This window comes from Staphylococcus sp. GDH8C109P, from assembly GCF_017893405.1.
Lineage (GTDB): Bacteria > Bacillota > Bacilli > Staphylococcales > Staphylococcaceae > Staphylococcus > Staphylococcus cohnii.
In genome coordinates this window covers 577,192-596,883 of the sequence record NZ_JAESMX010000009.1, presented here as the reverse complement: position 1 = coordinate 596,883, position 19,692 = coordinate 577,192, and the positions used below count along the sequence as shown (strand labels likewise).

Here is a 19,692-nt window from a genome sequence, read left to right as displayed (position 1 = left end):
ATGATTTGTACATGATATTTCCTAGAAAATAATAAGCTAAAAATATATAAGGTTGAAATAATACAGTTTTTACGTTAAGTTAAACATGAATTAAATGTAAAATTCACATTAATTAAATAGAGCTAAGTTTAACCACTGGAAGTGCCTTTATGTTAAAAAGGCTGAGACTAGCGTGAGACGCTAGAATTCCTTGAACCTGATCCAGTTTGTACTGGCGTAGGAAAAGTGGCGTTATAAACCATATTTGTCCGTTCACATTAACGTTATTTTTCCTATTTGGAAAAATAACGTTTTTTTATTTTAGGAGTGATTATTATGATTATTGCGATTACCAGTTATCATAAATTAACCAAGCAAGGTTGCATTAATTATTGCGAAATTGAACCTTATATAGATTACCTAATCGTCAGATCACCGATGTGTACTTCTGAGACGATAGAATGGATAAATCAACTAAAGCAACAGCATTTTCCGAAAGATAAAATTATTATTCACAGTGATTATCATGTTCTCCAATCTTGCGACTTATCACGTATACATTTTAGAGAAAGTGATGAACAAATTCATGCTTTGAAATCATATTGTTCAGACATAAAAATAAGTATGTCTACACACAGTCGCCAGGCGATTCAATATGCAGAAGAATTAAATTTAGATTTTGTACTTTATGGGCACGTATTTGAAACCAAGTCTAAAAAAGGGTTAGCACCTAAATCGTTAACTGAAATCAATGAGGCATTGAAAACTGATATTCCTGTAGTCGCATTAGGCGGCATTAATTTAAAAACGATGTCTCATTTACCTAAGGGGTTTCAAGGTATCGCAGGTATTTCAATATTTAATCACTCAATAAAAACAGTACAAGCCTTACACAAAGCATGGTTAAATTATGAAGCAACATAGTTTAATCATTTACTTATCAATAAGTGAGAAAGGAATGAATCATGATGCATTGCGTTATTAATGGTGATAATTTCACATTTGAAAATCCTTTGAATATACAAGAAATATTGCAGACACTCGGTTTAGACGAAAAGAGAGTAATTGTTGAACATAATAAAAAATTAATTAAACAAAACCAATTTCAAGATTATATCGTTAATGATAAAGATTGTTTAGAATTATTAGAATTTGTAGGAGGCGGATAAAATGTTTAAAATAGGAAAATTTGAATTCAATTCAAGATTGTTATTAGGTACAGGTAAATTTGAAACAGAAGCCATTCAAAAGGAAGCTATAGATGCATCTGAAACAGAGGTTTTAACTTTTGCAGTGCGTCGAATGAACTTATATGATGAGAAATTACCTAATCCTTTAGCAAAAGTTGACTTATCAAACTTTGTTACTTTTCCTAATACTGCTGGTGCAACATCAGCGGAGGAAGCAATAAGAATTGCAGAAATTGCTAATCACGCCAATCTTTGTGACATGATTAAAGTTGAAGTGATAGGTGACCAGGAAACCTTACTACCCGATCCTTTAGAAACATATGAGGCATGCAAAGTTTTACTCGAAAAAGGTTATACAGTGTGTCCTTATATTTCAAATGATGTTGTACTTGCTAAACGTCTAGAAGAATTAGGTGTGCATGCAATTATGCCGCTAGCTTCACCTATTGGTACTGGAAGAGGAATAAATAATCCTTTAAATCTACGTTATATTATTGAACGCGCTAAGGTACCTGTAATAGTTGATGCAGGTGTAGGATCACCAAAAGATGCATGTCATGCTATGGAATTAGGTGCCGATGCCATTCTATTAAACACAGCAGTTTCTAGTGCGAAAGATCCAGGGAAAATGGCCGAAGCTATGAAATTGGGCATTCAAGCAGGTAGAATGAGTTATCAAGCAGGAAGAATACCAGTTAAGTATACAGCTCAAGCTTCAAGTCCAACAGAAGGAATCGGATTTTTATGATGGAAAGGTATTCCCGTCAAATACGTTATAAGAACTTTGGAAGAAATGGTCAGCGTAAATTGGAACAAACACACGTGATGATTGTAGGAGCTGGAGCATTAGGAAGTCATTGTGCAGAAATATTGTCACGTATGGGAGTTGGCGAACTTACAATAATTGATATGGATATTGTAGAATTATCAAATTTACATAGGCAAGCCACTTATACTGAAAATGATGCACAAATGATGGTACCTAAAGTAGAAGCATTAAAAAAACATTTATTAGATATAAATTCTAATATTAAAATCAACGCATTATACCAAGAAATAACTTGCACCAACATTGAACACATTTTGAGAAAATCTAATCCTGCTATCGTCATGGATGGCATGGATCATTTTAAAATTAGGTACTTGATTAACGAAGCATGTCATAAATTTTCGATACCTTGGATTTATGGGGCTGCAATTGGAAGTCAAGGCACCATTTATGGCATTGATTATAAAGGGCCATGTTTAAAATGTGTGCTCGATAAGATACCTGAATCTGCAGAAAGTTGTTCTATTAATGGTGTGTTGCCTACAGTCATATACCAAGTAGCTAGCATGGAAGTCTCAGAGTTATTGCGTTGGCTAACAGCAGCTGAATTCTCTCAAAAATTAATAACGATAGATACTTTTTCAATTCAGTATCATACAGTGAATATCAACCAACTTAAAAATGACAATTGTAGTATTTGCGTACATCAGAAATATAGTTTACTTAATCAACCTCAGCATACAAACGTAGAGTCTCAATGTGGTGATACATTTTTGCTTCGTTTCGATGAAAAAATGTTTAAATATGCGCATTATTTACCTGCAAAAATTAAAAAAGCAAATAGTTTTGCTAAATTGCTTTCTTATAACGACACTGATATTACTCTTTTTAAAGATGGTCGTATGAATGTTTATGGGTTAGAAGATGAAGCACAAGCGCAAGCATTATATACACATTTTGCTAAAAGCATAAAATAGGACGTTTACATTTCTCAAAAACAAAAATTTTAGAATAAAAATTAATGTTTCTTAAATCGTAACAAGTTTATGACATATTTGTTAACAGCCTTTCTTAACATTGAAACACTATATATTGTGGCATAAATTATGTTTATATACAATATATAGAAAAGAAGGGGTAAAATGAATAAATTAGAACAAGATTTGACGAAACTTATTACGAAAGATCCGACAGTTATTAACGAAAATGCGAATAAAGATAGTGCCACTTTTTCTACAATGAGAGATTTAACAGCAGGTGTTGTATCTAAATCATATGCTTTAGACTACTTATTGCCTAAACATATAGCAGAGGCACATAAAAGTGGTGATATACATTTCCATGATTTAGATTATCACCCTTTTCAACCACTCACTAACTGTTGTTTAATTGATGCTAAAAATATGTTGAAACATGGTTTTCGAATTGGCAATGCATCTGTAACATCTCCAAAATCAATTCAAACAGCTTCAGCTCAACTAGTTCAAATCATCGCTAATGTTTCTAGTAGTCAGTATGGGGGTTGTACCATTGATAGCGTAGATGAATTATTAAGTGATTATGTAAAATATAATGAAGCAAAACATCGAAAATTAGCGGAACAATTTGTTGAAGAGGCACAGATTGATGCTTATGTTGATCATCAAATCACACAAGATATTAATGATGCCATTGAAAGTTTAGAATATGAAATAAATACACTTTATACTTCAAATGGACAAACGCCATTTGTCACTCTTGGTTTTGGTCTGGGTTTAGATGAATATAGTAGAAAGATTCAACAAGCTATATTGAAAACACGAATAAAAGGACTCGGAAAAGATCGTATTACAGCCATCTTTCCTAAACTGGTTTTTTCCATTAAAAAAGGGGTGAATTTTAGTCAGGATGACCCTAATTATGATATTAAAAAATTAGCGTTAGAGTGTTCTACAAAAAGAATGTATCCTGATATATTAAATTATGATAAAACTGTAGAAATTTTAGGTGATTTTAAAGCGCCAATGGGTTGTCGTTCTTTTTTACCAAAATGGAAAAATAACCAAGGTGAAGCAGAAAATAATGGAAGATGTAATTTAGGGGTAGTTACGCTTAATGTACCTAGAATAGCTATAGAATCAAATGGTGATATGGAACAATTCTGGGAAATATTTCATGAAAGAATGCAAATTATGCACGATGCATTAGTTTATCGCATTAAACGTATGGAACAAGCTACACCTGATAACGCCCCCATTTTATATAAAAATGGCGCTTTTAAACATTGTTTAAGTGATGAAGATAGTGTGATGTCACTATTTAAAAACAAACGTGCCACCCTGTCGATTGGTTATATAGGTTTGTATGAAGCAGCTACTGTGTTTTATGGTCCTGAATGGGAAAAAACAGCAAGAGGTAAGGCATTTACGCTTCAAATATTAAAAGCTATAAAAGTTTATCAATTAGAATGGACAGACCGCTACGATATTTGGTTCAGTATCTATAGTACACCAAGTGAGTCTTTAACAGATCGTTTTTGTAGATTAGATAAAGAAAAGTTTGGCGATATATTAGATATTACGAGTAAGGGGTATTATCAAAATTCGTTCCACTACGATGTGCGAAAAGATATTACACCTTTTGAAAAGATAGATTTTGAAAAAGATTATCCATTTTATGCTAGCGGTGGTTACATACACTATTGTGAATATCCAAAATTAGATCATAATATTAAAGCATTAGAAGCGGTTTGGGATTATTCATATGACAAAATTAGTTATTTAGGAACAAATATCCCTATAGATCATTGTCGTTTATGTGATTTTAAAGGTGATTTTAAAACAACCCCATCAGGATATCAGTGTCCGGAATGTGGGAACAGTGATCCTAAAACCGTAGATGTAGTAAAACGAACATGTGGTTATTTAGGAAATCCAGTGCAACGTCCTACAATCGAAGGTAGACATAAAGAAATTTGTGCAAGAGTAAAACATATGAAAGATCAATCGATATGACAATATTAAATATCATAAATGGACAAGGTTATATTGCCAAAATAGAGTCACAAAGTTTCGTAGATGGCGAAGGTGTGAGATGTAGTTTATATGTTTCAGGATGTCCATTTGCATGTTTAAATTGCTATAATAAAGCAGCACAAAATTTTAAATATGGTGAAAAATTTAATGATGAAATTTTGAATGAAATAATAAGAAATTGCGAACCCAATTATATAGAAGGTTTAAGTATTTTAGGTGGGGAGCCATTTTGCAACTTAGATATAACACTCAAATGTGCGCATGCATTTAGACAACGTTTCGGACATGAAAAAACTTTATGGGTATGGACAGGATTTTTATTTGAATACTTAAGGAATGATCAATCTCAAAGAAATAAATTATTAAAAAATATAGATGTACTCGTGGACGGTCCTTTCATTCATCACTTATACAAACCCAATTTACATTACAAAGGTTCATTAAACCAACGTGTCATCGATGTGCAAAAATCACTAGCTAGCGATAGAATTCATGAATATATAATTTAGGATTATGATTGCATAACTATTTCCTGAAATTGAAGCGAATTGCTATTATTATGATATAAAGTTAATTACAATCATAATTAAGACAAAAATAGATTTAGTAAAGTGCTATTAAAGGAGCGTATAAGCAATGTGTACAGGTTTTTCATTTATGTCTGAGAATCATCAAGCTATATTAGGTCGAACAATGGATTTTGTTTATCAATTAAAAGGCAACCCAGCAGTTCAACCACGTCACTATTACTGGGAGTCACGTGTAGAATATAAAGGCAAAACATTATATGGCTTTGTAGGTTCAGGGAGTGATATGGAAGGTTTTTTATTTGGAGACGGTGTTAATGAGCATGGCATTGGCGTTTCAGTACAATATTTCAGAGGCTACGCTTCTTACGCAAATGAAACTAAAGCAGGCTATATGAATATTGCCCAAAATGAAGTAATAAATTGGATATTAGGTTATAACAAAAACATAGCTGATTTAATAATAAATGCCCAATCTGTTAATGTTGTGGCCCATACTTTAAATGATCTCTCTGAAGTTCCGCCGTTACATTATCATATTTCTGATGATACAGGTAGAACAGTAGAGCTTACTTTTGATAAAGGTCAAATAGTAGTTAACGACAATCCAGTTGCCGTTTTGACAAACAATCCTGATTTGAATTGGCATTATGAAAATTTAAAGAATTACATAAACATTTCACCTCAAAAACCAAAAGAAAGAAATTTTGCTAATATTAATTTGAAATCCTTGGGAAATGAAGGTGGCACGTATGGCTTACCAGGTGGATATACATCAGCAGAAAGATTTATTCGTATTGCTTACTTGAAAAATTATTTAGAAGAAGCAACAAATTGTCCAGAACAAGATATACTTAATGCTTTTAAATTATTAGAAATCATGAGTATACCTAAAGGTGCAGTTAGAGATGAAGAAAATGATTTACATTATACTTTGTATCAAACCGTATTAAATTTAACGACACGCACGTTCTATATCAAATGGTATAATTCTAATAAAATTACTGAATTACACTTATCAGAAGACTTACTAAATAAAAAAGAAATGACGATTTTTGAGCCAACTGAAGGATTAGCAATAACTCGTTTGAATTAAGATTCAAAGCGAGCACATGTATTGAATGAACTTTAAATAATAAATAACTAATAAGAGACACATAAAAACCACTGTTTTTATGTGTCTCTTTTATGTTTAGTAAGAATTATTTTTGATGATAAAACGTTTTAATCTCACTATTTTACTTAAAAATTCAATTTTTTTACTGACGTATTATAAGTAGTGTTGGGTATTTAATTTGAAATTATAATGGTTAAAGAAGGATAAATTGCATTAGATTTAATAACAAAAAAATGATTTTACTATCGAAAAGGAGAGTTAGATAACAATGAGGATATTTAAAGAGTATATGGCTAGGAAAAACAATCGATATTCCATACGTAAATTTACGATTGGAACGGCTTCAGTGCTTTTAGGTAGTTTTTTAATTTTTAACCACAGTGAAGAAGCCCAAGCTGATACTTTACAAAAAGAACAACCAGAAGTAAAAGAAATACCTCCTAAAGTAGATATAGAGAATACAAAGAATGATTTAAATTCTGATAATATACTAGAAAAAGAAAAAAATAATGACACGATACAGCAAACAACTCAAGCTGATATTGAAAATAAAGAAATAGAAAAAGAAAGTGTTTCGAAAGATACAAAATCAATTCAGGATGGCACTAATATAATTCAACAACAATTAGAGTCCAATACCAATGTTATTATTGAAAATAAAGAACAACCAAAGCATTCAGGTGTAAATGAATCTGATATACCAAAAGTTAAACAAGAAAAAACACCTGAAACTATAAAACATGATGACGAAATAAAACCATTGGATACTGAAAAAACAGATACAGATATAAAACCAACGGGTACCGGAAAACTCGAAAATACAGATACTACAATAAAAAGTGAATCAAAATTGGACGAAAATGAAACACAGGTCAATCAAAATTTGACATCTATCGAAAATAGAGTCACTGAAATGAAAGTAGAAGCGTCTAACATTAATATAGAGAAAAGCGAAACAGAAAAAAGTTTAAGTACGAATGAAAAAGATCTTAAAAATGACAGACGACCGGCGCAGCAATATATTCCAAAAACTCGGGTAGCTAGAAGTGTCGATAGAAATAGATATTATAATGAAATAAGCAATAACCATCATTATTTTGGACCTAGACTCTCTTATAATACTGTGAGATCCGGTGATAATATTACGGTGGCATTTAATGAAGTAGAAAAAAATAGAACAGAACTAACTGAAGAAGAAAGAAAACTATTTCTGAGAAATATTATTAGACAAACTTCATTAAAAAATAACAAATCTGCTTATGACAGGATTTTTAATAGAGATTATTCTGTAGCAAGAAATAAAAGACTCACAGCGAGTCAAGCGAATAATATAAACGAATTACTATATAAAATGAAAAACTTAGCTGCTAATCGTGATAATCCGAATTATCAAGCTATATACACATTTACAAATCAAAATGATGTAACTAAAAACGATTTTGGTATCGTAAAAGATGAAGTGTTACATGATGGTGAAGCGTTAATTGCAACAATGGAATTGTCAAAAGAAAAAGGTAGAGGGACATACAGATTTGAAACTTATGCTATAAGACCTAATGATAGTCTCAATAAAAAAATAAAACAAGTTATAGCAGTTTATGAAGGCAGACAAAGAGTTGTTCTACAACGAGATCGTCTAGGATATTATTCATATACACGTCCAGATAGTGGTAGAAATGGAGACCCTGATAGAGGTGGCGGCTCAGGTGGTACAGTTAAGTTTTACATTTCATTTGATGCCAATCAATATATTGATGTGAATAAAGATAAATTGTTTGGCTATATACTAAGTGATACTTTAGATACAAATGTATTAAGAGGCGTAAATATTACTAACAAAGCTGTTAATATTCAAGAAGTGGCTGAAACAATAAATGATGCTTTAAAAAAAGCAAAAATTAAAAAAGTAGAAGATGCAATCACAGCAGCAGCACGATTAAAACAACAAGCTGAAACAAAACTAGATGAAGTAACGCGAGATCAATTAGTGAACCCATCTGAAAAAGCTGAAATTGATAAAATGAATGTAGATATTGAAAAAGCCAAAACATCAGCAATGCAAATGTTAAATGCTCTACCAGACGGAATCACAAATAAAGATGTACTACGGGAAAGAATAAATGATATTACACCAGTAGAATCACCAGAAGTGAACGACGCGGATAGTAACGGAGTCTTAGATGCAGAACAATTATCAGAAGCATCTCAAGCAGTAATGAATGCCGAGCAAGCCAAAGCTGCAGTTGATACAAAACTTACTGAGGTTAATACAGACAGTTTAGTGACACCGAACGAAAAAGCAGAAGTAGACACGTTAATTCAAACATTAGAAGCTGCGAAACAAACAGCGAAAGAGAAATTAGATAATGTAGCAGATATTATAGCGGGCAAGACTGATTTACAAACAAGGTTAAATAACATCACTTCCGTAACGTCACCAGAGGTGAATGATGCAGATAGTAACGGCGTGTTAGATACAGAACAATTATCAGAGGCAGAACAAGCAGTGACAAATGCGGAACAAGCAAAAACAGCAGTAGATTCAAAATTGACTGAAATAAATGCGGATAATTTAGTGACACCGGATGAAAAAGCCGAAGTAGATGCATTGATTCAAGCATTAGAAACAGCGAAACAAACGGCTAAAGAAAAGCTAGATAATGTACCAAACGGTACCGCAGGTAAGACTGATTTACAAACAAGATTCAATAACATCACATCAGTAACATCACCAGAAGTAAATGATGCGGATAGCAATGGTGTGTTAGATACAGACCAATTGTCCGAGGCAGAGCAAGCGGTAGCAAGTGCGGAACAAGCAAAAGCTTTAGTAGATAATAAGTTAACAGATGTAACATCGGATGGTTTAGTAACACCATATGAAAAAGCCGAAGTAGATGCATTGATTCAAACATTAGAAACTGCAAAACAAGCAGCACAAGAGAAAATCAATAATGTACCGAATGGTACAGTAGGAAAAGACGGACTTCAAACAAGATTGGATAATATCGCATCAGTAACATCACCAGAAATAAATGATGCGGATGATAATGGTGTGCTAGATACAGAACAATTGTCAGAGGCAGAGCAAGCAGTGGCGAGTGCGGAACAAGCAAAAACGGCAGTAGATACGAAATTAACTGAAATCACAGCAGATGGTCTAGTAACACCAGATGATAAATCAGCAGTAGATGTGTTAATCCAAGCATTAGAAACAGCGAAGCAAACGGCACAAGAAAAATTAAATAGCGTACCAAGTGGTACCGCAGGTAAAACAGATTTACAAACAAGATTAGATAATATCACTTCAGTAACGTCACCGGAAATAAACGATGCGGACGGTAACGGAGTCTTAGATACAGACCAATTGTCCGAGGCAAATCAAGCAGTGACAAACGCTGAACAATCGAAAACAGCAGTAGATACTAAGTTAACAGATGTAACATCAGACGGATTAGTAACTCCAAATGAAAAAGCAGAAGTAGACGCGTTAATTCAAACATTAGAAACTGCAAAACAAACGGCGAACGAGAAACTCAATAGTGTGCCAAACGGTACTGCGGGTAAAGATGCGCTCCAAACAAGACTAGATAACATCGCCTCTGTAACATCACCAGAAGTAAACGATGTGGATGGTAATGGTGTTTTGGATACAGACCAATTGTCCGAGGCAAATCAAGCAGTGACAAATGCTGAACAAGCAAAAACAGCAGTGGATACGAAGTTGACTGAAATCACAGCAGATGGTTTAGTAACACCAGACGAAAAAGCAGAAGTAGATGCGTTAATCCAAACATTAGAAACTGCAAAACAAGGAGCTAAAGAGAAACTCAATAGTGTACCAAACGGTATAGCAGGTAAAGATGACTTACAAACAAGATTGGATAATATCACATCAGTAACATCAACAGAGGTGAATGATGCAGATAGTAACGGAGTCTTGGATACAGTTCAGTTGTCAGAGGCAGAACAAGCAGTGACAAACGTTGAACAAGCGAAAACAATGGTAGATAATAAATTAGCAGATGTAACATCAGATAGTTTAGTGACATCAGACGAAAAAGCCGCAGTAGATGCGTTAATCCAAGCATTAGAAACAGCGAAGCAAACGGCACAAGAAAAGGTCAATAGTGTACCAGCAAGCACCGCAGGCAAGACTGATTTACAAACAAGATTGAATAATATTACATCTGTAACGTCACCAGAAGTAAATGATGCGGATGGTAATGGTGTGCTAGATACAGACCAATTGTCCGAGGCAAATCAAGCAGTGACAAATGCGGAACAAGCGAAAACAACGGTAGATAATAAATTAGCAGATGTAACATCGGATGGCTTAGTAACACCAGAGGAAAAGGCTGAAGTAGATGCATTAATTCAAACATTAGAAACTGCAAAACAAGCAGCACAAGAGAAAATCAATAATGTACCGAATGGTACAGTAGGAAAAGACGGACTTCAAACAATATTGGATAATATCACATCCGTAACGTCACCAGAAGTAAATGATGCGGATGGTAACGGAGTGCTAGATACAGAACAATTGTCCGAAGCATCACAAGCGGTGGCGAATGCTGAACAAGCCAAAGCTGCAGTTGATACAAAAGTTACTGAGGTTAATACAGACAGTTTAGTGACACCGAACGAAAAAGCAGAAGTAGACGCGTTAATTCAAACATTAGAAACTGCGAAACAAGCAGCGCAAGAGAAGCTAAATAGCGTACCAAGTGGTACCGCAGGTAAAACAGAGTTACAAACAAGATTGGATAATATCACATCAGTAACATCAACAGAGGTGAATGATGCAGATAGTAACGGAGTCTTGGATACAGTTCAGTTGTCAGAGGCAGAACAAGCAGTGACAAACGTTGAACAAGCGAAAACAACGGTAGATAATAAATTAGCAGATGTAACAGCAGATGGATTAGTAACACCAGATGAAAAAACGATAGTGGATCAATTAATCCAAGCATTAGAAGATGCGAAGCAAACAGCACAAGAAAAACTAGACAATGTGCCAAACGGTACTGCGGGTAAAGATGTGCTCCAAACAAGACTAGATAACATCACCTCTGTAACATCACCAGAAGTGAATGATGCAGATAGTAACGGCGTTTTAGATACGGAACAGTTATCAGAGGCAGAGCAGGCGGTAGCGAATGCCGAACAGGCAAAAACAGTAGTAGATACGAAATTAACAGATGTAACATCAGACGGATTAGTAACTCCAAATGAAAAAGCAGAAGTAGATCAATTAATTCAAACATTAGAAAGCACAAAACAAACCGCGCAAGAGAAACTCAATAGTGTGCCAAACGGTACTGCGGGTAAAGATGCGCTCCAAACAAGACTAGATAACATCGCCTCTGTAACATCACCAGAAGTAAACGATGTGGATGGTAATGGTGTTTTGGATACTGAGCAATTATCAGAAGCGTCTCAAGCAGTAGCGAATGCAGAGCAAGCAAAAACAGTGGTGGATAATAAATTAACAGATGTAACATCGGATGGTTTAGTAACACCGAATGAAAAGTCTGAAGTAGACGCGTTAATTCAAACATTAGAAACTGCAAAACAAGCAGCGCAAGATGAGCTAAATAGAGTACCAAGTGGTACCGAAGGTAAAACTGATTTACAAACAAGATTAGATAACATCGCATTTGTAACGTCACCTGAAGTAACAGACGCGGATAGTAACGGCGTGCTAGATACAAATCAATTGTCCGAAGCAGAGCAAGCAGTAGTGAATGCCGAACAGGCAAAAACGGCAGTGGATACAAAAGTGGCAGAAATTACAGCAGATGGCCTAGTAACACCAGATGAAAAATCTGAAGTAGATGTGTTAATCCAAGCATTAGAAAGTGCGAAGCAAACGGCTCAAGAAAAGGTCAATAGTGTACCGAACGGCGCAGCAGGAAAAGATGATCTTCAAATAAGACTAGATAACGTCGTCTCTATAACGTCACCTGAAGTAACAGACGCGGATAGTAACGGCGTGTTAGATACAGAACAATTATCAGAGGCAGAGCAAGCAGTAGTAAATGCCGAACAAGCAAAAACGGCAGTAGATACGAAATTAACTGAAATCACAGCAGATGGTCTAGTAACACCAGATGATAAATCAGCAGTAGATGTGTTTATCCAAGCATTAGAAACTGCGAAACAAACAGCTAAAGAAAAGCTAGATAGTGTACCAAACGGTACAGCAGGAAAAGATGCGATCCAAACAAGATTGGATAATATCACATCTGTAACATCACCAGAAGTAAACGATGCGGATAGCAATGGTATGCTAGATACAGACCAATTGTCCGAGGCAGACCAAGCAGTAACAAAAGCTGAGCAAGTAAAAACATCGGTGGATACGAAATTAACTGAAATCATAGCAGATGGTCTAGTGACACCAGAGGAAAAGGCAGAAGTAGATGCATTAATCCAAACATTAGAAAATGCAAAACAAGTAGCTAAAGAGAAACTAGATAGTGTACCAAACGGCACTACAGGAAAAGATGAATTACAAACAAGATTGGATGATATCGCCTCAGTAGTATCACCAGAAGTGAATGACGCTGATAGTAATGGAGTCTTAGATACAGACCAATTGTCAGAGGCAGAGCAAGCAGTGGCGAATGCTGAACAAACAAAAACGGCAGTAGATAGTACATTAGCAGATGTAACGTCAGATGGTTTAGTAACACCAGATGAAAAGTCCGCGGTAGATGAGTTAATTCAAACATTAGAAACAGCGAAACAAGCAGCAAAAGAGAAGGTAAGTAGCGTACCGAATGGTACAGCAGGTAAGACAGAGTTACAAACAAGACTAGATAATATCACTTCAGTAACCTCACCAGAAGTAGATGATGCGGATAGTAATGGAGTGCTAGATACAGATCAATTGTCTGAAGCAACTCAAGCTGTGATGAATGCGGAACAAGCAAAAACAGCAGTGGACAATAAGGTAACAGATGTAACATCAGATGGTCTGGTGGCACCTGACGAAAAAACAGACGTAGATGCATTAATTCAAACATTAGAAACTGCAAAACAAGCAGCGCAAGATAAGCTAAATAGCGTACCGAATGGTACTGAGGGTAAAGATGAGTTACAAACAAGATTGGATAATATCACATTTGTAACATCACCAGAAGTAAACGATGCGGATAACAATGGCGTGTTAGATACAGATCAATTGTCAGAAGCAGAGCAAGCAGTGACGAATGCTGAACAAGCCAAAGTTGCAGTTGATACAAAAGTTACTGAGGTTAATACAGACAGTTTAGTGACACCGAACGAAAAATCCGAAGTAGATGCGTTTATCCAAGCATTAGAAACAGCGAAGCAAGCAGCGCAAGATAAGCTAAATAGCGTACCAAGTGGTACCGCAGGCAAGACTGATTTACAAACAAGATTAGATAATATCACATCAATAACATCACCAGAAATAAATGATGTGGATGGTAACGGTGTGTTAGATACAGAACAGTTATCAGAGGCAGATCAAGCAGTAGTGAGTGCGGAGCAAGCAAAAACAGCAGTGGATACGAAGTTAACTGAAATCACAGCAGATGGATTAGTGACATCAGATGAAAAAGCAGAAGTAGACGCGTTAATCCGAGCATTAGAAACTGCGAAACAAACGGCTAAAGAAAAGCTAGATAGTGTACCAAACGGTACAGCAGGAAAAGATGCGCTCCAAACAAGATTAGATAACATCACATCTGTAACGTCACCGGAAATAAATGATGAGGATGATAATGGTGTGCTAGACACAGACCAATTGTCAGAGGCAGAGCAAGCAGTAGTAAATGCCGAACAGGCGAAAACAGCAGTGGATACGAAATTGACTGAAATTACAGAAGATAGTCTAGTAACTCCGAATGAAAAAGCCGCAGTAGATGCGTTGATTCAAACATTAGAAAACGCGAAACAAGCAGCAAAAGAGAAACTTAATAATGTACCGAATGGTACTGAGGGTAAAGATGCGCTCCAAACAAGATTGGATAATATCACATCTGTAACATCACCAGAAGTAAACGATGCGGATAGCAATGGTGTGTTAGATACAGATCAATTGTCTGAAGTAACTCAAGCTGTGATGAATGCGGAACAAGCGAAAACAGCAGTGGACAATAAGGTAACAGATGTAACATCAGATGGTCTGGTGACACCTGACGAAAAAACAGAAGTAGATGCATTAATTCAAACATTAGAAAATGCAAAACAAGTAGCTAAAGAGAAACTTAATAATGTACCGAATGGTACTGAGGGTAAAGATGAGTTACAAACAAGATTGGATAATATCACATCTGTAACATCACCAGAAGTGAACGACGCTGATAGTAATGGAGTCTTAGATACAGATCAATTGTCTGAAGCAACGCAAGCAGTAGTGAATGCAGAACAAGCAAAAACAGCAGTGGACAATAAGATAACAGATGTAACATCGGATGGTCTAGTAACACCGGATGAAAAAGCAGCAGTGGATGCATTAATCCAAACATTAGAAACTGCAAAACAAGCAGCGCAAGAGAAGTTAAATAGCGTACCAAGTGGTACCGCAGGTAAAACAGATTTACAAACAAGATTAGATAATATCACTTCAGTAACGTCACCGGAAATAAATGATGCGGATGGTAACGGAGTCTTAGATACAGACCAATTGTCCGAGGCAGAGCAAGCGGTAGCAAACGCTGAACAAGCGAAAACGGCTGTAGATAATAAATTAGCAGATATAACATCGGATGGTTTAGTAACACCAGACGAAAAATCCGAAGTAGATGCGTTAATCCAAACATTAGAAACTACAAAACAAGCAGCGCAAGATAAGCTAAATAGCGTACCAAGTGGTACCGCAGGCAAGACTGATTTACAAACAAGATTAGATAATATCATATCAGTAACATCACCAGAAATAAATGATGTGGATGGTAATGGAGTTTTAGATACAGATCAATTGTCTGAAGCAATTCAAGCTGTGATGAATGCGGAACAAGCGAAAACAGCAGTGGACAATAAGGTAACAGATGTAACATCAGATGGCCTGGTGACACCTGACGAAAAAACAGACGTAGATGCATTGATTCAAACATTAGAAACTGCGAAACTAGCAGCAAAAGAAAAACTAGACAATGTGCCAAACAATACTGTGGGTAAAGATGACTTACAAACAAGATTAGATAACATCGCATCAGTAACATCACCAGAAGTAAATGATGCAGATAGTAACGGAGTCTTAGATACTGATCAATTATTCGAAGCGTCTCAAGCAGTGACAAATGCTGAACAAACAAAAACAACAGTAGATACGAAGTTAACAGATGTAACATCGGATGGCTTAGTAACACCGAATGAAAAGGCAGAAGTAGACGCGTTAATTGAAACATTAGAAATAGAGAAACAAACCGCGCAAGAAAAACTCAATAGTGTACCAAACGGTACAGCCGGTAAAACAGCTTTACAAACAAGATTGGACAACATCGCATCAGTAACATCACCAGAAGTAAATGATGCGGAGGGTAATGGAGTGTTAGATACAGACCAATTGTCAGAAGCAGAGCAAGCAGTGACAAATGCTGAACAAGTAAAAACATCGGTGGATACGAAATTAACTGAAATCACAGCAGATGGTCTGGTAACTCCAAATGAAAAAGCAGAAGTAGATACGTTAATTCAAACATTAGAAACTGCGAAACAAGTAGCGCAAGAGAAACTAGATAGTGTACCGAACAACGCAGAAGGTAAAGCAGAGTTACAAAATAGATTGAATCAAATACCATCCGTAGTATCACCAAAAGTGAATGATGTAGATAGTGACGGTAACATAGATAATCAACATGTTTCTGAAGTAGACAAAGCAATAGAGAATGCGGAACAAGCAAAAACAGCGGTGGATAATAAATTAGCCGAAGTAACATCAGATGGTTTAGTAACACCTGATGAAAAATCCGAAGTAGACGCATTAATCCAAACATTAGAAACTGCAAAACAATCAGCGAAAGAAAAACTAGGCAGTGTACCAAACGGCACTGCAGGAAAAGATGAGTTACAAACAAGATTGGACAACATCACATCTGTAACGTCACCAGAAGTGAATGATGCAGATAGTAACGGCGTGTTAGATACAGAACAATTGTCCGAAGCATCACAAGCGGTGGCTAATGCTGAACAAGCGAAAGCTTCGGTAGATACGAAATTAACAGATGTAACATCAGACGGATTAGTAACTCCAGACGAAAAAGCAGAAGTAGATGCGCTAATTCAAACATTAGAAACTGCAAAAGAAATGGCAAAAGACAAGCTAGATAGTGTGCCGAATAGTACAACTGGAAAAGATGCATTACAAACAAGGTTGAGTCAAATCACATCAGCAGTTTCACCAACAGTAACAGACGCAGATAGTAATGGCGTCTTAGATACTGATCAACTGTCCGAAGCAACGCGAGCAGTAGTGAATGCCGAACAGGCAAAAACGGCAGTGGATACAAAAGTGGCAGATGTAACATCCGATGGCTTAGTAACTCCAGACGAAAAAGCCGAAGTAGATGCGCTAATCCAAGCATTAGAAACAGTGAAACAAGCAGCACAAGAGAAATTAGATAGTGTACCGAATAGCACAGCAGGTAAAACAGAGTTACAAAATAGATTAGATCAAATTGCATCCGTAGTATCACCAGAAGTGAATGATGTAGATAGTGACGGTAATGTAGATAGCCAACACATTTCGGAAGCTGGCAAGGCAATAGAGGATGCGGAACAAGCAAAAGCAGCGGTAGATACTAAGGTGTCCGAGGTAACATCAAATGGTTTAGTAACACCAGACGAAAAAGCTGAAGTAGATCAGTTAATTCAAACATTAGAGACTGCAAAACAAGTAGCAAAAGAAAAATTAGATAAGGTACAAGACGGAACAGCAGGTAAAGATGTGTTGCAAAGAAGATTAGACCAAATAACATCCGTAGTATCACCAGAAGTAAACGATGCGGATAGCAATGGTGTGTTAGATACAGAGCAATTGTCAGAAGCGACTGAAGCAGTGATAAATGCCGAACAAGTCAAAACATTAGTGGATAATAAAATGACTGAAGTCACAGCTGATGGTTTGGTAACTCCAAATGAAAAAGCAGACGTAGATGCGTTAATTCAAACTTTAGAAGCCGCAAAACAAACAGCGAAAGAAAAATTAGATAGTATACCAAACAGCACTGCAGGTAAAAATGATCTACAAACAAGGCTAGATAATATCCCATCCGTAGTATCACCGGAAGTAAATGATGCAGATAGCAATGGTGTGTTAGACACACAACAATTGTTAATAGCATCTCATATAATAGAGGATGCGGAACAAGTAAAAGAAAAATTGGATACAAAGCTTTCTGAAATCACAGCTGATGGTTTAGTGACTCCGAGTGAAAAAGCGGAAATCGATAGACTAATCTTGGGACTGAAAGTAATAAAACAAGCAGCAAAAGAAAAATTGAATGCTGTACCGGACAGCACAACAGGTAAAGATGCGTTACAACGAAGATTAGACAATATCACTTCCGTAACGTCACCTGAAGTGAACGATGTAGATAGTAATGGCGTCTTGGATACAGAACAATTATTAGAGGCAGAAAAAGCAATCAAAGTAGCCGAACAAGTCAAAACAACAGTAGATAATAAATTAACTGAAATCATATCCGATGGCTTAATAACACCGAATGAAAAAGCTGGAGTAGATGCGTTAATTCAAACATTAGAGACAGCGAAACAAGCAGCCCAAGAGAAATTGGACAATGTACCGAACAACATAGCAGGTAAAGCAGAGTTACAAAGAAGATTAGACAATATCACTTCTGTAACATCACCAGAAGTGAACGATGTAGATAGCAATGGTGTCCTGGATGCAGAACAATTATCAGAGGCAGAAAAAGCAATCAAAGCAGCAGAAACAACAAAAGTAGCAGTAGATACTAAACTGGCAGATATTACATCAGATGGCTTAGTAAATCTAAAAGAGAAAGCAGAAATCGATAAGTTGATTCAAAAGTTAGATAAAGAAAAACAAGCGGCGAAAGATAAGCTAGCCCAAGTACCGAACAGCGCAGCAGATAAAGCAGAGTTACAAACAAGATTGAATCAAATTACTTCTGTAACGTCACCAGAAGTGAACGATGCAGATAGTAATGGTGTTCAAGATACAAAACAAGTATCAGAGGTAAATAAAGCAATCAAAGCGGCAGAATCAGCAAAAACAGCAGTGGATACTAAGTTGGCAGATATTACATCAGATGGCCTAGTAACTCCAAAAGAAAAGGCAGAAATTGATAAGTTGATTCAAAAATTAGATAAAGAAAAACAAGCAGCGAAAGATAAGCTAGCCAAAGTACCGAATGGAACTGCAGATAAAGCAGAATTGCAAAGAAGATTAGACGAAATTGTATCTGCAACGTCGCCAGAAGTGAACGACGCAGATAGTAATGGTGTTCAAGATACAAAACAAGTATCAGAAGCCAAAAAAGCAATTGCAGACGCTAAAAATGCACAAACAAAAATTATTAATAAGATAAAAGAGATTAGAAAAGATGGTCTGATTACGCCTAGTGAGCAAGCTGATTTAGACAAACTAATTGAAAAATTGGATTCATTAAGACGAATTGCAAAAGAAAAAATAAGTAACTTACCAAGCGGTACAGCAAATATTAATGAATTACAGACTAAATTAGATAAAATCACAGCAGTGACAAAAGTAAATGATAAAGATAGTAACAGTATATTAGGTGAGAAACAGACATTGGATGCGGAGAAAGTGAAAGATAAACATAATACAAGTCATTTTGAAAATGACGAACAAGCGACTATAAATAGTAAATCGCTAGGCATAAATTCAAATCAATTTAATGTTCAAAATAATCGTCACAACCTTGAAGTATTAAATAAAAAATCATTTAAAAATCTAAATAATGAAAATAACTTCAATATGAATTTACCGTATACTGGATTAGACAAAAAGAATCCTTATGCATTCGAAATTCTGTTTGGAATTTTAGGATTAATGATGATTTATAGAAGATATTTAAAAAGTGATAAAAACACAGAACATTAAGTTTGAAACTTA

General features: G+C 35.6%; 8 protein-coding genes and 1 riboswitch. All 8 genes read left to right on the top strand.

What is annotated here, in order from left to right:
* Positions 1–127: 127 nt before the first annotated feature.
* Positions 128–241, top strand: a riboswitch (TPP riboswitch).
* A gap of 74 nt (positions 242–315) precedes the next feature.
* The 8 genes from KA867_RS04550 (at position 316) to KA867_RS04515 (ending at position 19,680) form a co-directional block, all read left to right on the top strand.
* Entirely contained in the window at positions 316–903 is a 588-nt protein-coding gene (locus KA867_RS04550) for a thiamine phosphate synthase (protein ID WP_210137149.1), read from the top strand.
* A 44-nt stretch (positions 904–947) separates the two neighbouring features.
* A complete protein-coding gene (thiS, locus tag KA867_RS04545; RefSeq protein WP_019469161.1) occupies positions 948–1,148 on the top strand; it encodes a sulfur carrier protein ThiS in 201 nt (66 codons plus the stop codon).
* A 1-nt stretch (position 1,149) separates the two neighbouring features.
* Positions 1,150–1,917 (top strand): thiazole synthase, encoded by a 768-nt coding sequence (locus tag KA867_RS04540; protein WP_210137148.1) that lies wholly within the window; start codon positions 1,150–1,152, stop codon positions 1,915–1,917.
* Positions 1,917–2,915 carry a ThiF family adenylyltransferase gene (locus tag KA867_RS04535; protein ID WP_210137147.1) on the top strand — a complete coding sequence of 333 codons (999 nt, stop codon included), beginning with the start codon at positions 1,917–1,919 and terminating at the stop codon, positions 2,913–2,915. The genes KA867_RS04540 and KA867_RS04535 overlap by 1 nt, the downstream gene beginning before the upstream one ends.
* Before the next feature lie 165 nt (positions 2,916–3,080).
* On the top strand, positions 3,081–4,931 hold the full coding sequence (gene nrdD / locus KA867_RS04530; RefSeq protein WP_210137146.1) for an anaerobic ribonucleoside-triphosphate reductase: 1,851 nt from the start codon (positions 3,081–3,083) through the stop codon (positions 4,929–4,931).
* The gene (nrdG, locus tag KA867_RS04525; protein ID WP_210137145.1) at positions 4,928–5,461 is read left to right on the top strand and encodes an anaerobic ribonucleoside-triphosphate reductase activating protein; all 534 of its coding nucleotides are present in this window, start codon (positions 4,928–4,930) and stop codon (positions 5,459–5,461) included. Before nrdD ends, nrdG begins: the two co-directional genes overlap by 4 nt.
* Positions 5,462–5,588: 127 nt before the next feature.
* Positions 5,589–6,575 (top strand): choloylglycine hydrolase family protein, encoded by a 987-nt coding sequence (locus KA867_RS04520; RefSeq protein WP_210137144.1) that lies wholly within the window; start codon positions 5,589–5,591, stop codon positions 6,573–6,575.
* A gap of 289 nt (positions 6,576–6,864) precedes the next feature.
* Positions 6,865–19,680 carry a GA-like domain-containing protein gene (locus KA867_RS04515; protein ID WP_210137143.1) on the top strand — a complete coding sequence of 4,272 codons (12,816 nt, stop codon included), beginning with the start codon at positions 6,865–6,867 and terminating at the stop codon, positions 19,678–19,680.
* The last annotated feature ends 12 nt before the right edge of the window (positions 19,681–19,692 follow it).

Excerpts from the sequence above, each read along its gene's own strand:
- nrdG (WP_210137145.1), top strand. The coding sequence starts at position 4,928 with ATGACAATATTAAATATCATAAATGGACAAGGTTATATTGCCAAAATA.
- KA867_RS04535 (WP_210137147.1), top strand. The coding sequence starts at position 1,917 with ATGGAAAGGTATTCCCGTCAAATACGTTATAAGAACTTTGGAAGAAAT.
- thiS (WP_019469161.1), top strand. The coding sequence starts at position 948 with ATGCATTGCGTTATTAATGGTGATAATTTCACATTTGAAAATCCTTTG.
- KA867_RS04550 (WP_210137149.1), top strand. The coding sequence starts at position 316 with ATGATTATTGCGATTACCAGTTATCATAAATTAACCAAGCAAGGTTGC.
- KA867_RS04520 (WP_210137144.1), top strand. The coding sequence starts at position 5,589 with ATGTGTACAGGTTTTTCATTTATGTCTGAGAATCATCAAGCTATATTA.
- KA867_RS04515 (WP_210137143.1), top strand. The coding sequence starts at position 6,865 with ATGAGGATATTTAAAGAGTATATGGCTAGGAAAAACAATCGATATTCC.
- KA867_RS04540 (WP_210137148.1), top strand. The coding sequence starts at position 1,150 with ATGTTTAAAATAGGAAAATTTGAATTCAATTCAAGATTGTTATTAGGT.
- nrdD (WP_210137146.1), top strand. The coding sequence starts at position 3,081 with ATGAATAAATTAGAACAAGATTTGACGAAACTTATTACGAAAGATCCG.